A 12,480-nucleotide genomic window follows, 5' to 3' on the forward strand; every position below is an offset into this window, starting at 1 on the left:
GGCCGCCTCCCTGCTCTCAGCCGCCGGCCTGGGCGCGGGTGAGGGCGCGCAGGAACAGGGCCGGGTCGGCAGCGAACTGGCGGGCGCAGGAGGCGGAGCAGAAGCGGAACCTGCGGCCGTCGTACTCCCTGTGGTGCTCGGCGGTCGCGTCGACGTGCATCCCGCAGACCGGGTCGCGGTCCTCGGCCGCGGTGCCCGCTGCGGCGGTCAGTGCGCTCGGGGCGGCCGGTTGCTGGCCCAGCAGGCTGGCGATCAGGCGCAGTTCGTCGCCGATCAGGCGGGGCAGCAGGAAGCGCCGGAGCACCAGGTCGCGGCCGGCGGCCGCGAGCCGATCGGCTTGGGCGGGGTCGGCGAGCAGGCCGAGGACGGCCTTCGCGCACTGCTCGGGGGTGTCGACGAGCCTCCGGCGCCGTCGGTCAGTTGCAGGGGGATACCGCCGGCCCGGCCGGCGACGACAGGGGTGCCTTTCCAGGTGGCTTCGGAGACCACGAGGCCGAAGCCCTCGCGCACCGATTTTTGGATCACGACGTCTGCGTGCCGCTGGAAGGCGTTGACCTCGATGTTGCCGACCCCGGTGAGGTTGGTGAACAGCGAGATGTCGGGGTCGTCGGCCGCGGCAGAACTGATCTGCTGGTAGACCTGCCAGCCCTGTGGGTCGTCCAGGGCCATCGAGCCGACCAGCGCCAACTGCACCGCGGGAACGTCGCGTTTGACCGCCTTGTAGGCGGCGATGACGCCGAGCGGGTCCTTCCACGGGTCGAAGCGGGAGACCTGGACCAGCAGCGGCCGGGCGGTGTCCACGCCGATCCAGTCCAGCACGCTGACGGCGAGGGCGCTGTCGATGGGCATGTTCTTGGGGCTGAGCGGGTCGATCGCCTGCGGGATGATCTCCACCCGTGCCGTGGGCAGGTCAGGCGGGGCGAACGCGCCGAGGATGAAGACGGCCGCGTCGAAGTCGGCCAGCAGCGGCCGCAACCGGGCCCACACGCCTTTGTTGGGTTGGGAGGAATCGATGTGGCAGCGCCACACCCACACCGCGCCGGCTCGGCCGTGCAGGTGCGGCAGGGCGAGTGGCTGCGGGTCGTGCACGATGATGACGTCGTAGGACTCCTCCAGCTGGTCGGCCACCCGCGCCGAGCAGGTGTCGTAGCAGCGCCACTGGGCCTCAGTCACACCCTGCGGGTCGCCCTGCAGGGCGTTGTGGATGGCCTTGGTGACGGTGAAGAAGTCCTCGTCGGGGGTGATGGTCTTCCAGTCGGCCACGATGCCCAGGTCCCGTAGCAGCGGCACTTCGGAGCGCAGGATCTCCGCCACGCCGCCGCCGTAGGCGGTGGCGTTGACGTGCAGGACGCGCACCCCCTGAAGCGGCGCGGCCAGTGCCCGCAGCTCCTCGATGACCGCGTCGCCCACCACCGAGCGGTAGGCGTCCAGGTGCCTGCGGCCCACGTCGACACTCTGCAGCATCTATATCTCACCCTTCCGCGTGCTCGCTGGTGCGGTGGCCGGCCGATGTCCCGGTGTGGGCCGGGCCGGTGATGCGGGCCTGGCGCAGGCGGCTGGCGTTGGTGACCACCGACAGGGAGGAGGCGGCCATCGCGGCGGCAGCGATCACCGGGGAGAGCACGATGCCGAAGAACGGGTAGAGCAGACCGGCGGCGATCGGGATGCCGGTGGTGTTGTAGCCGAACGCCAACGCGAGGTTCTGCCGGATGTTGCGCATCGTCGCCCGCGAGAGCCGGATGGTGGTGGGGATGCCGGCCAGAGAGCCAGACATCAAGGTGACGTCGGCGGCTTCGATGGCCACGTCGGTGCCGGTGCCGATCGCCAAACCGACATCCGCCTGGGCCAGCGCCGGGGCGTCGTTGATGCCGTCACCGACCATGCCGACCTTGCGGCCCTCGCCTTGGAGCCGGGCGACCTCGGCGGCCTTGTCCTCGGGGCGTACCTCCGCCAGGACATGCTCGATGCCCACCTGGCGGGCGACGGCTTCCGCGGTCCGACGCGCATCCCCGGTGATCACGACCACATGCAGCCCGAGCTCGCGCAGGGCGGCCACCCCGGCGACGGAGTCCTCCTTGACCGGGTCGGCGACGCCGAGCAGTCCGGCGGGCAGCCCGTCGAGAGCCACCAGCATGGCGGTCTTGCCATCCGCGGCCAGGGATCCGGCACGGTCCGCCAGGCCGCTGGTGGCCACCCGGGCACCGGTAAGGAGACGGGCGTTGCCGATGAGCACCTCGTGACCGTCGACGGTGGCCCTCACGCCCTGGCCGGTGACCGACTCGAACCCCGATGCGGTGGGGACCTGTACGCCGCGGTCGCGGGCGCCAGTGACGATAGCCGCCGCGAGGGGGTGTTCGGAGTCGGCCTCGGCGGCTGCGGCGAGGCCGAGCAGGTCATCGCCGTCATAGCCGGGCAGGGGGATCACGTCGGTGAGGGCGGGGTGCCCGGCGGTGATGGTGCCGGTCTTGTCCAGCACGACGGTGTCGATCTGCCGGGAGGTCTCGATGGCCTCCGCGTTGCGGAACAGGATGCCGTTGGTGGCGCCCTTGCCGGTGCCGACCACGATGGCCAGCGGGGTGGCCAGGCCCAGCGCGCACGGGCAGGCGATGATCAGCACCGCCACGGCGGTGATCAACGCGTAGGTGAACACCGGGGACGGCCCGGTGACGTACCACAGGGCGAACGCACCCAGCGCGATGAAGATCACGACGGGGACGAACACCGCCGAGACCTGGTCGACCAGGCGGGCGATGGCCGGCCGGGACGCCTGGGCCCGCCGCACCATCTCCACGATCTGGGCCAGCACACTGTCCGCGCCCACCCGGGTGGCCTTGATCCGCAGCGACCCGGTGCCGTTCACCGTGGCGCCGACCACCTCATCACCGGTGCTCTTCTCGACCGGGACCGGCTCACCGGTGATCATCGACTCGTCGACCGCCGAATGTCCGGCGACGACCTCGCCGTCGACCGGGACTTTCTCCCCGGGCCGGATCAGGACCACGTCGCCGGGCAGGACCTGGCCGATCGGCAGTTCGGACTCGACGCCGTCGCGCAGCACCCGGGCGGTACGGGCCCGCAGGCCCAGCAGGGAGCGGATGGCCTCTCCTGTGCCGGCCTTGGCCCGCACCTCGATCAGCCGGCCGAGCAGGATCAGGGTCAGGATGAACCCGACCTCCTCGTAATACACGCCGCGTACGCTCACCGGCGCCAGGGACGGGGCGAGCGTGATCACCAGGCTGTAGCCGAAGGCTGCGACAGTGCCCAGGGTGATCAGCGAGTTCATGTCCGGGCTGCGGTGGGCCAGGCCCAGCCAGCCGGTGCGGTGGATCGGCCAGCCCGTGTAGAGCATCACGGGAGCGATCAGCGCCAGTGAGAACCACGCGTTGGTCAGGATGCCGGGCAGCCAGCCGGGGTGGAAGAAGTCCTCGGCCATCACCCCGAACAGCACCGGCGCCGTGAGCACCGCCCCAACCCAGACCCGCCGCGCCAAGTCGGCGATCTCCGCCCGTCGCTCGGCAGCCTCAGCATCCTCGCCCTCCGGTGCGGCCACGGGCGGCGCGGGTGTCGCACGGGACGCGGGCGCAGCAGGTGCGGCGTCCGGGGCTACGAGGCCGACAGCTGCGCCATCCGGCGTCGGCGGGGCCGCTTCGGGTTCCGGGCCCACGACGATCTGCCCGTGCAGCATGCCCATGCCGCAGCGAAACTCGTGCCGCCCGACCGGCGCGTCGGGCACGTCGATGACGGTGGTGGCGAACGGCGGCAGTGCGGCGTCGACGCCCAGGGTGGGCGCGATGAGGCGGGCGCTGCACGGGTTGTCCTCGTCCCGCGTGAACGCCAGCCGCAGCAGCAGCCCGGGCGTGGCCAGGACGCACGCCGGGTGGTAGCCGGAGCGGACCAGGACCTCGGCGCGCTGTACGCCGTCGTCGGCCACCGCCGCCACCAACTCCGGCCCGGGCTCCGCTGCGCCGACTTCGCCCGGCGATGGTGCGTGCCCGGCCGCGGGCGCGGGCCGCCCGTCGGGCTGAGACGACTGGTCGGGTTCGACAAGCAGGGTGCCGTGGATCATGTTCATGCCGCAGGTGAAGCCGAAGGACCCGGGCCGCTGGGGTGTCAGCTCCACCGTGGTCCGGGTGAAGGGGTGCAGGTCGGCGGAGATCCCGAAGTCGGGGAAGACCACCTTCGAAGAGCAGTCGCCGCTCTCCTGCCGGTCGAACGTCAGCCTCAGCGGGCGGCCGGCGCGCACCCGGATCCGGTTCGGCGCGTACCCGCCGCGAACCGTCACCGTCACCGCTTGCACCTCCCCGGCCGCAGTGGCCTCCTCGGCCGGTTTGGGCCCGAAGAACCACCAGGCCAGCAGCCCCGCCAGGACCAGCACCACCGCGATGACGATCAGGTCCGCTCCGGTCATCTCGACCATCTCCGTGTCCTGCTGCGGGCTCCCTGCCGGGCGTGCTGCTTCCACCCTTCCCTCGGCTACCCGCACCAGGTAGGGGTCTCTCGTCTCCCGGGCGGGGCCGTGTGGCCCCTGCGACCGCGGCCTGGGCAGGGGGAAAGTGGAGTCAAGACCCATGGTGGGCACCAGGCCCGCCGCATGCGAGCTGGGGAAGTGAGCGCGATGATGTTCTGGTACGACCACAACGTCAGCGGGTGGGGCTGGTTCACGATGTCGGTCGGCATGGTCCTGTTCTGGGCTGTGATCATCGGCGTCGGCGTCCTGCTCTACCGGGCTCTGAGCAACCCCCTGGGCCGCACCGACGTGCATGCCCCGCCCGGGCGCATACCCGAACAGCTTCTTGCCGAGCGGTTCGCCCGCGGCGAGATCGACGAGGACGAGTACCGGCAGCGCCTGGCCGCCCTGCACGAGGCCCCCTCTCCACCCAAGCGCGCATGACACAGGTGCCATGACCACCGCACACCGCGATTTCGTCACGGAGGGATCCCCATGACCAGCCACCACACCTCGCTGTCCACGCCCGCCTGGCGCACCGTGAACATCACCCCCGCCGAGCGCGTCGGCCGCATCGTCGTCGGACTCGCCGGGATCATCGCCGGTCTCGTCCTGCTCGCCGGTGCCGGTTCGGTGCTGGCCGTCGTCCTGGAAGTGCTGCTCATCGCGGCCGGGCTCGACTTGCTGGTCACCGGTGCGCTCGGGCACTGCCCGCTGTACGCCAAGCTCGGCCACGTCCCCAAGTCCCTGCGGAGCCCACGATGAGCACGCCAGACCCGTCCAATGGCCCCCAGCGGGGCGGCCGGGGCGGCCATGGCTGGATGATGATCGCCTGCTGCATCCCGATGATCATCATCGCCGTCGTCCTGGTCGCCACCGGCGTCGTCGGCGTCGGCTGGATCTTCGTGGCGTTCGCCTGCCTGATCATGATGGCCCTGATGATGCGGGGCATGAGCGGCGGCAACGGCGACGGGCACCACTAGCGGGGAGACCGCGATGACCTGGCTGATCGGCGCACTGCTCCTGGCCGGATGGGCCTGCTGGGCGGCGTGGCACCTGGCCGTCTTCTGCCGCCGCTGCCCGCCGCTGGCACGCCTCGCGGGCCAGCGGGCGGCCATCGCCGCCGCTGAGCGCCGCCTGGCCTATCGCCTTGAGACCCGGCAGATCGACCCGGCCGCCTACCGCCGCGCCATGGATGAGCTGGCAGGCCGGCGGCCGACCGCCACTGGGAGGACATGATGGCCGACGCCGCGTATGGCCTGTGGCCGCTGGTGATCCTCAACACCGCCTTGTTCGCCCTGTTCGCGATCAGCTTCTTCCACCCGAAGAACAAGCGGGACTGGCGGGCGATGGGCGGCTTCACCGCGTTCCTGGTGGCGCTGTTCACCAGATGTACGGCACCCCGCTGACCATCTACCTGCTGGGCAGCTGGCTCGGTTCGCAGTTCCCGGCCCTGCGCGCCACGCACGCCGGCGGGCATCTGTGGAACGATCTGATCGGGTGGAAGGGCGATGCGCACCTGAGCCCCTTCCACCTGGCCAGCTACGTCGCGATCGGTGCCGGGTTCTGGCTGATCGCCGTGGCGTGGAGGGTGCTGCACGAGGCCGCCCAGCACCACCGGCTGGCCACCACCGGCCCGTACGCGCGGGTGCGCCACCCGCAGTACGACGGCCTGCTGCTGGTCATGATCGGGTTCCTGCTGCAGTGGCCGACCATCCCCACCCTGATCATGTTCCCGGTCCTGGTGTGGGTGTACACACGCCTGGCCCGCAGCGAGGAACGCGAGGTCGCCAAGGAGTTCGGCGCCGACTGGGACGCCTATGCCCAGCAAACGCCCGCCTTCTGGCCCCGGCGCCGACGGCCCTCCGCTCCCCGCAACGGCACGTCCGGCAAGCCCCGCTCGACCCCGTCGGCGCGGAGGTGAACCCCGGTGGCAAGCGCCGTGCTCCCCCTCGCTTGGGCCTTGCTCGGCGTCCAGACCCTGGCCACCCTCGCCTGCGCCGTCCTGGTCCGGCGCCCCCGGCCCGAAGCCGCTGTGCTACCGCGCTACCTGCACCGCACCGCCGCCGGTCTCCTGATCGCCTATGTGCTGCCGCTGCCCGCACTCCTCGCGGCCACCGCACCCGTGGCGGCCTGGGCCGGGTGGGGCGCGCTGTTCATCGCCGCCGCCCTGGTCTACGCCGCAGGCGACACCTACCGGGACACACCCGCGACGCGAACGGCACACCAGGAGGGACGGACATGGCCAAGCAAGCCCAACCACCGCCGCCGGGCGACAAGCTGAGGGGCCCGGAGATTCCGGACAGGGATCTCCGGGGCGTGATGTCCCTGGGGACTCCTTGTCCTGACCCGCCGAGCTACAGGGGGTTCACCCCTATGAGCTGTGGCAGCCGCTGCAGCCAACAGAGATCGCGTCCTCTGCCTGGGCCAGCGGGACGGCGGTGTGGCGTGCGCGGTTCACTCGACGTCAAGCACGTCTTCCACAGGGCGGCGTGGCGTCTTGGGGGCTTCGGGGCCGTATCCGAGGCGCAGCACCATCTGCACGTGTCCCATGGCGGTCTGCGGGTCGCGCACGATCCAGCGCAGGTCGGGCCATTCGAGGGCGTGGGAGGTCAGCGAGGTGGACAGCCCGTTCACGGTGGCCAGGAGCAGGACGCGCTCCATCGCCTGGCCTGCGTGCAGCCAGTCGTCCGGCCCGTCGTCGGACGTGCCGAGCAGGACCAGATGAGGCGTGTGCTCGAAGGTGGCGGTTCCACGGTCTGCCACAGGGCTGCGGCCCGCGAAATCGCGCACCGGTGCCTTACCGTCCCGCTTGCGGGGCCCGAAGGCGTACTCGGGGATTCCGTCGGTCGCCGTGTCTGCGCCGATGCGGGTCCAGCGGGCCAGTTCCTCGGCGCGTTCGGCGTCCACCGCATCGCGGCCCTCCGCATCGTGGACCAGCTCCAGCAGCGACTGCACATGCCACGCGCCGGGGAAGGCCAGCCGTGCTCCCTCCTGGCGGGCGGCGTCGCGGAGGGTGTCCTGCACAGCTGGGGGTATGTCGGTCTCCGCGAACGGATGGCGGCTGGTGTGCCGGCGAGGGATCGCGGGGTACAGGGCGGCGAGAGCGCCGCTGATGCGCGCCGGGTCGGTCAGCCGCACCGTTGCGAGCAGCTGCGGGTCGGCAGGGTCGGGCAGCAGCTCGGTGGCCGGCTCCCAGCCCGCGTGAGCGGCGGCGACGCGCAGGTTGAACAGGGCGGCGCCGCAGCCGAGGTGGAGGGCGCGGCCTGCCGGGTCGGCGTGCGGCATGGCCCGCCCGGGATCCGCGCGCAGGTGGAAGGTGCTGGAGCCGTGGAAGAAGCGGAACCGCCACGGCTGCGCGTTGTGCATGGACGGAGCGGCCGTGGCGTCCTTGACCAGGGCCGTCACCGCCTTGGCGTCGAGCCGTTGCGACAGCACCGGGGCCTCCCTCCGGGAGCCGACGGGCCTGCGCGCGAGGACGGCCCGCCTCTCCCTCCACTATTCCACTCGGGGCCAGGGCGAGAAGAGAGCCGAGGGCCAGCGGCACGGGCCTGGACAGCGCGGGGGAAAGGGGCAGCCAGCCGTTTGTGTCCCTCAGGAATGCGGAGGGATTCCGGACGGTGGATGCTGGTCGGGCAGGGGGGTCGGCCAGGGCCCAGCCCTGGGTGACACGGAGGTACCGGCTATGGAACCTGTCGTCACCGTGGGCCTCGACGGTTCCCCGGAGAGTCTGTCCGCTGCGCACTGGGCGGCACGCGAGGCCGTGCTACGCGGGCTCCCGCTACGCCTGATCCATGCATGCACGCCCACGCGGGACACGCGGGAGGACATCTGGGAAGCGGACGCGCACCGCGAAGGGGAGCAACGCCTCCTCCACGCTGCGGACAGCGAACTGCGCGCACGCTACCGGGCCTTGCCCTGACCACGAGCCTGGTTGCGGAGGATGCCACCACCGCCCTGCTCACCGCCGCGCACGACGCCGAGATGCTGGTGCTGGGCTCGCGAGGCATCGGCCGGGTCGAGGGCTTCTTCCTCGGCGACATCGGTCTGCACGTGGTGGCACGAGCCGATCGGCCCGTCGTCCTGGTCCGCGCCGATGAGCAGCAGGACGATCAGGCAGCCTGTGCGGAGGATCCCGGCGTGGTCGTGGGACTGAGCCTGCGCCCGACGTGCGAGGAGGTGCTGGAGTTCGCGTTTGGTGCCGCTGCCCGTCGCGGCAGTGCGCTGCGTGCCGTCCACTGTATGAGCCTGCCGGTCCCGGCCTCCGCGTTCTGGTCCACGAGCTCCGAGGCCGCCGAAGCTGTCGCGAGGGCGGCGGGCCAGGAACTGCGCAGGACGCTCCGCCCGTGGCAGGAAAAGTTTCCCAGGGTGCGGGTCCTCGACGAAGTCATATTCGACAGCGCCAGCCGGGCCATGGCGCATGGGGCGTCAGGATCCGCCCTCCTGGTCGTCGGCCGGCGGCGCGACCGCCCTGCCCTGACACCGGGCCTCGGTCCGGTGGCCCACGCCGCCATTCACCACGCTCTGTGCCCGGTCGCTGTCATCGCTCACGACTGACCCGGCTTGTGCCTTGACGGACGCATCCTGGCAAGCAGTGCCCAGCGGGTGGCTGCGCACGGCTGTGGCGGGCGGTTCAGTCGCGCCCGCTCCCGGGACGTGGACCATCACAGGGTCCGACCGGCCCCCATGTGCGGACCGCTGGTCTCTACCCTCACCGGGTATCGCAGGGCAAGGATGGTTGCCACGCCAGCCGACGGCCTGCGCCTACACCGTCCGCCGTGAAGGGCCCGATACACCAGGGTCGAGTTCGCGGCCCGGGCCACGGCGCCGGAGCCTGGAGGTATTCGCCGAAGATGGCGTGGCCTGGCTGATCGCTCATCCCCGTCGAGAGAAGCCGCTATGAGCAGCATCGCTCACCGCATAGCCGCCCTGTTCCGGATCAAAGCGAACAAGGCCCTGGACAAGGCCGAGGACCCCCGCGAGGTGCTGGACTACTCCTACGAGCAGCAGCTGGAGATGCTGCAGAAGGTACGCCGCGGCGTGGCCGATGTGGCCACCAGCCGCAAACGCATCGAGCTGCAGATCAGCCAGCTGCAGCAATCCAGCGGCAAGCTGGAGGGACAGGCTCAGCAGGCGCTCGCCACCGGACGTGAGGACCTCGCCCGCGAGGCCCTGACCCGGCGTACCGCGGTGGCCTCGCAGATCACGGATCTGGAGACGCAGCACGCCTCGCTGCAGGAGCAGGAGGAGAAACTCGCGCTGTCCACCCAGCGCCTGCAGGCGAAGGTCGACACCTTCCGTACCCGCAAGGAAACGATCAAGGCCACCTACACCGCGGCCGAGGCCCAGACCCATATCACCGAGGCCGTCACCGGCATCGGCGAGGAGATGGGCGATGTCGGCCTGGCCATGCAGCGCGCCCAGGACAAGACCGAACAACTGCAGGCCCGCGCGGGTGCGCTGGATGAACTGCTCGCCTCCGGCGCGCTGGAGGACGCCACCCTCCCGGCCGGCCGTGACGACATCCAGGCCGAGCTCGAGCGCGTCACCGCGGGCAGCGATGTGGACAAGGAACTGGCCCGGATGAAGGCCCAGCTCCCAGCGTCCGCCGCCCCAGCGGCGGTGGAGGGCGGGGAACCCCCGAAGGGCCCGCCGGACCAGGAGGCGACGTCATGATTATGCGGATTCTCGGGGAGGGCCAGTACGAGATCGCCGATGAGCACCTCGACCGGCTCAACGAGCTGGACTCCGCCCTGCAGACGGCCGCCGAAGGAGGCGACGAGGCGACGTTCACCACCGCCCTGTCGACCCTGCTCGACGCGGTGCGCAGCATCGGCACACCTCTGCCGGACGGGAGGATCACGCCGTCCGACCTCGTGTTGCCCGACGAGACAAGCAGCCTCACGCAGGTGCGGGAACTGCTCTCCGACGAGGGCCTGATCCCGGGGTGATGACGATGCGCAGCCGCTTCGCCCCCGACCGGCAGCTGACCGCCCGCATGCTGCTCACGATGTTCCTGCTCGGGCTGCTGTACGTGGCGTTCATCGCCGTGCTGATCGCGCTGCTCAAGTCCGTCGTCGTGGTGGTCGCCATCGCCGGTGCCCTGCTGGGAGCCCAGTACTGGTTCTCCGACCGGATCGCCCTGTACGCCATGCACGGCCACCTCGTCACGGCTGAGGAAGAGCCCCAGTTGCACGGGGTCGTCGACCGGCTGTGCGCCGCCGCGGACATGCCCAAACCACGGGTGGCCGTCTCCCACATGGATCTGCCCAACGCGTTCGCCACCGGCCGCAACGCCAACCACGCCGTGGTGTGCGTGACCACCGGGCTCCAGCGCCGCCTGGAAACCGATGAACTCGAAGGCGCGCTCGCCCACGAGCTGTCCCACGTCGCACACCGTGATGTCGCGGTGATCACCATTGCCTCGTTCCTGGGCGTGATCGCCGGCCTCATCGTGCGTTTCGCCTTCTACTCGCAGTTGTTCGGCGGACGCGATCAGCGCGACCAGAACACCGCCGTACTGCTCATGGCCGTGATGGCGGTCTCCGCCCTGGTCTACGCGATCAGCTTCCTGCTCATCCGGGCGCTGTCCCGCTACCGCGAACTGGCCGCCGACCGCGCCGGCGCCATGCTCACCGGAAAACCCTCCGCCCTGGCCTCGGCGCTGACCAAAGTCAGCGGCGACATCGCCCGTATCCCTACTGAGGACCTGCGCACAGCCCAGGCGTTCAACGCGTTCTTCTTCACCCCGGCTCTCGGGCCCGGCACGGCGGTGGCCAACCTCTTCTCCACCCATCCCCGTCTGGAACGTCGCCTGGAGGCGCTCGCGGAGATCTCCGCTCAACTGGGGAAGGCGGCGTGACCGTCCACAGCCGCACCGGCGGCCCGGAGCGGCGCATCGCGCGCGAGCCCGACCTACCCGGAGGCAGCTGACGCCAGTGGGTTCCCGCCAAGCCCGGCGGCGGAACCCGCAGCCCCTGCGCGCTGACGCATCCACGAGACCCCGCTCGGGAACGGCGCGGTCCTCATCCCGAGGAGCAGCACATGGGAGTTCTGATCACCGTCCTGGTCATCGTCGCCATCCTGGCTCTGGTGGCACTCGCCATGGCCGTGAAGGTCGTCAAGCAGTTCGAGAAGGGCGTGCTGTTCCGGTTCGGCCGGCTGGTCGGGGCGCGGTCCCCCGGGCTGCGGATCATCATCCCCGTCGCCGATGTCCTCCATCATGTGTCGCTGCGGATTGTCACGATGCCCATCCAGTCCAGGGCATCATCACCCGCGACAACGTCAGCGTGGATGTGTCGGCCGTCGCCTACTTCAGAATTGTCGACGCGGTGAAATCGGTCATCGCGATCGAGAACGTCCAGTCGGCGATCAACCAGATCGCTCAGACCACGCTGCGCAAGGTCGTCGGCCAGCACACGCTGGACGAGACGCTGTCGGAGACCGACCGGATCAACGTGGACATCCGCGAGATCCTCGATGTCACGACCGCCGAATGGGGCGTCGAGGTCACCCTCGTCGAGTTGAAGGACATCCAGCTGCCCGAGAGCATGAAGCGGGCGATGGCCCGCCAGGCCGAGGCGGAACGGGAGAAGCGCGCGAAGATCATCAGCGCCGAAGGGGAGTCGCTCGCCGCCGCGGCGCTCGGCGACGCCTCGGACACGATGATGGCCCACCCCCTGGCGTTGCAACTGCGTAATCTGCAGAGCCTGGTGGAGATCGGTGTGGACAAGAACACCACCGTCGTCTTCCCCGCTCCCCTCATGAGCACCATCGGCGAGCTCGGCTCGTTCCTCGCCAGGGAGACAGCGTCAGCCGCGTCCCCGTCGGCGATGGCCGCGATCTCCGAGGCGGCGCCCAGCGCCGTACCCGACGAGGCCAACGAGACCGCGTGATCGGTCTGTCCGGCCTGCACCGCCCCGCAGGCGGGGGCCCAGGCCGGAAGGCCAAGCGGGACCCTTACGGCCCTGTAACACCCGGCGGCTCCTGTGGAGAGTGAAGGAGAGTGAGACGGGGTGTGCACAGTTGCCTCA

14 protein-coding genes and 2 pseudogenes are annotated in these 12,480 nt (G+C 70.8%); 12 read left to right on the top strand and 4 right to left on the bottom strand.

Annotation, left to right across the window (positions count from 1 at the left end):
- Window positions 1–16: 16 nt before the first annotated feature.
- From SMIR_RS44150 to SMIR_RS41430, 3 genes are read right to left on the bottom strand one after another with little or no spacing between them, the layout of a single operon-like run.
- Complete coding sequence (locus SMIR_RS44150; RefSeq protein ID WP_249938691.1) at window positions 17–304, bottom strand: YHS domain-containing protein; 288 nt, start codon at window positions 302–304, stop codon at window positions 17–19.
- Window positions 274–1,464 carry a glycosyltransferase gene (locus tag SMIR_RS41425; protein ID WP_249938692.1) on the bottom strand — a complete coding sequence of 397 codons (1,191 nt, stop codon included), beginning with the start codon at window positions 1,462–1,464 and terminating at the stop codon, window positions 274–276. The genes SMIR_RS44150 and SMIR_RS41425 overlap by 31 nt, the downstream gene beginning before the upstream one ends.
- A 7-nt stretch (window positions 1,465–1,471) precedes the next feature.
- Window positions 1,472–4,408, bottom strand: a complete 2,937-nt coding sequence (locus SMIR_RS41430; RefSeq protein WP_212728655.1) for a heavy metal translocating P-type ATPase — start codon at window positions 4,406–4,408, stop codon at window positions 1,472–1,474.
- Between the two features lie 207 nt (window positions 4,409–4,615).
- On the opposite strand from SMIR_RS41430, the gene SMIR_RS41435 reads away from it, so the two are divergent.
- From SMIR_RS41435 to SMIR_RS41460, 6 genes and pseudogenes are all read left to right on the top strand, one after another.
- On the top strand, window positions 4,616–4,891 hold the full coding sequence (locus SMIR_RS41435) for an SHOCT domain-containing protein (protein WP_212728914.1): 276 nt from the start codon (window positions 4,616–4,618) through the stop codon (window positions 4,889–4,891).
- Between the two features lie 51 nt (window positions 4,892–4,942).
- Window positions 4,943–5,212 carry a YgaP family membrane protein gene (locus SMIR_RS41440; protein WP_212728656.1) on the top strand — a complete coding sequence of 90 codons (270 nt, stop codon included), beginning with the start codon at window positions 4,943–4,945 and terminating at the stop codon, window positions 5,210–5,212.
- Window positions 5,209–5,430 (top strand): hypothetical protein, encoded by a 222-nt coding sequence (locus SMIR_RS41445; RefSeq protein ID WP_212728948.1) that lies wholly within the window; start codon window positions 5,209–5,211, stop codon window positions 5,428–5,430. The genes SMIR_RS41440 and SMIR_RS41445 overlap by 4 nt, the downstream gene beginning before the upstream one ends.
- 13 nt (window positions 5,431–5,443) lie before the next feature.
- Window positions 5,444–5,686 carry a hypothetical protein gene (locus tag SMIR_RS41450; protein WP_212728657.1) on the top strand — a complete coding sequence of 81 codons (243 nt, stop codon included), beginning with the start codon at window positions 5,444–5,446 and terminating at the stop codon, window positions 5,684–5,686.
- Window positions 5,686–6,371: pseudogene (locus tag SMIR_RS41455) on the top strand (methyltransferase family protein). Before SMIR_RS41450 ends, SMIR_RS41455 begins: the two are co-directional and overlap by 1 nt.
- A 6-nt stretch (window positions 6,372–6,377) precedes the next feature.
- A complete protein-coding gene (locus tag SMIR_RS41460; protein WP_212728658.1) occupies window positions 6,378–6,731 on the top strand; it encodes a hypothetical protein in 354 nt (117 codons plus the stop codon).
- Window positions 6,732–6,904: 173 nt separating this feature from the next.
- Here SMIR_RS41460 and SMIR_RS41465 read toward each other — a convergent pair whose 3' ends face one another.
- Window positions 6,905–7,885, bottom strand: coding sequence for an Acg family FMN-binding oxidoreductase (locus SMIR_RS41465; RefSeq protein ID WP_212728659.1), 981 nt, complete (start codon window positions 7,883–7,885; stop codon window positions 6,905–6,907).
- A 247-nt stretch (window positions 7,886–8,132) separates the two neighbouring features.
- On the opposite strand from SMIR_RS41465, the gene SMIR_RS44745 reads away from it, so the two are divergent.
- The 6 genes and pseudogenes from SMIR_RS44745 (at window position 8,133) to SMIR_RS41490 (ending at window position 12,342) form a co-directional block, all read left to right on the top strand.
- Window positions 8,133–8,369, top strand: coding sequence for a universal stress protein (locus SMIR_RS44745; protein ID WP_349636935.1), 237 nt, complete (start codon window positions 8,133–8,135; stop codon window positions 8,367–8,369).
- A 62-nt stretch (window positions 8,370–8,431) separates the two neighbouring features.
- Window positions 8,432–9,004 (top strand): universal stress protein, encoded by a 573-nt coding sequence (locus SMIR_RS41470; RefSeq protein ID WP_349636936.1) that lies wholly within the window; start codon window positions 8,432–8,434, stop codon window positions 9,002–9,004.
- A gap of 342 nt (window positions 9,005–9,346) precedes the next feature.
- Window positions 9,347–10,123, top strand: a complete 777-nt coding sequence (locus tag SMIR_RS41475) for a PspA/IM30 family protein (protein WP_212728660.1) — start codon at window positions 9,347–9,349, stop codon at window positions 10,121–10,123.
- Complete coding sequence (pspAA, locus tag SMIR_RS41480; protein ID WP_212728661.1) at window positions 10,120–10,398, top strand: PspA-associated protein PspAA; 279 nt, start codon at window positions 10,120–10,122, stop codon at window positions 10,396–10,398. Before SMIR_RS41475 ends, pspAA begins: the two co-directional genes overlap by 4 nt.
- Window positions 10,399–10,403: 5 nt before the next feature.
- Window positions 10,404–11,309 (top strand): zinc metalloprotease HtpX, encoded by a 906-nt coding sequence (gene htpX / locus SMIR_RS41485; RefSeq protein ID WP_212728915.1) that lies wholly within the window; start codon window positions 10,404–10,406, stop codon window positions 11,307–11,309.
- A 182-nt stretch (window positions 11,310–11,491) separates the two neighbouring features.
- A pseudogene (locus tag SMIR_RS41490) lies at window positions 11,492–12,342 on the top strand (slipin family protein).
- Window positions 12,343–12,480 lie beyond the last annotated feature (138 nt).

Origin of the sequence: Streptomyces mirabilis (assembly GCF_018310535.1) — a bacterium.
GTDB lineage: Bacteria > Actinomycetota > Actinomycetes > Streptomycetales > Streptomycetaceae > Streptomyces.

Excerpts from the sequence above, each read along its gene's own strand:
- htpX (WP_212728915.1), top strand. The coding sequence starts at position 10,404 with ATGCGCAGCCGCTTCGCCCCCGACCGGCAGCTGACCGCCCGCATGCTG.
- SMIR_RS41430 (WP_212728655.1), bottom strand. The coding sequence starts at position 4,408 with ATGACCGGAGCGGACCTGATCGTCATCGCGGTGGTGCTGGTCCTGGCG.
- SMIR_RS44745 (WP_349636935.1), top strand. The coding sequence starts at position 8,133 with ATGGAACCTGTCGTCACCGTGGGCCTCGACGGTTCCCCGGAGAGTCTG.
- pspAA (WP_212728661.1), top strand. The coding sequence starts at position 10,120 with ATGATTATGCGGATTCTCGGGGAGGGCCAGTACGAGATCGCCGATGAG.
- SMIR_RS41435 (WP_212728914.1), top strand. The coding sequence starts at position 4,616 with ATGATGTTCTGGTACGACCACAACGTCAGCGGGTGGGGCTGGTTCACG.
- SMIR_RS41425 (WP_249938692.1), bottom strand. The coding sequence starts at position 1,464 with ATGCTGCAGAGTGTCGACGTGGGCCGCAGGCACCTGGACGCCTACCGC.
- SMIR_RS41450 (WP_212728657.1), top strand. The coding sequence starts at position 5,444 with ATGACCTGGCTGATCGGCGCACTGCTCCTGGCCGGATGGGCCTGCTGG.
- SMIR_RS41445 (WP_212728948.1), top strand. The coding sequence starts at position 5,209 with ATGAGCACGCCAGACCCGTCCAATGGCCCCCAGCGGGGCGGCCGGGGC.
- SMIR_RS41440 (WP_212728656.1), top strand. The coding sequence starts at position 4,943 with ATGACCAGCCACCACACCTCGCTGTCCACGCCCGCCTGGCGCACCGTG.
- SMIR_RS41475 (WP_212728660.1), top strand. The coding sequence starts at position 9,347 with ATGAGCAGCATCGCTCACCGCATAGCCGCCCTGTTCCGGATCAAAGCG.
- SMIR_RS41470 (WP_349636936.1), top strand. The coding sequence starts at position 8,432 with ATGCTGGTGCTGGGCTCGCGAGGCATCGGCCGGGTCGAGGGCTTCTTC.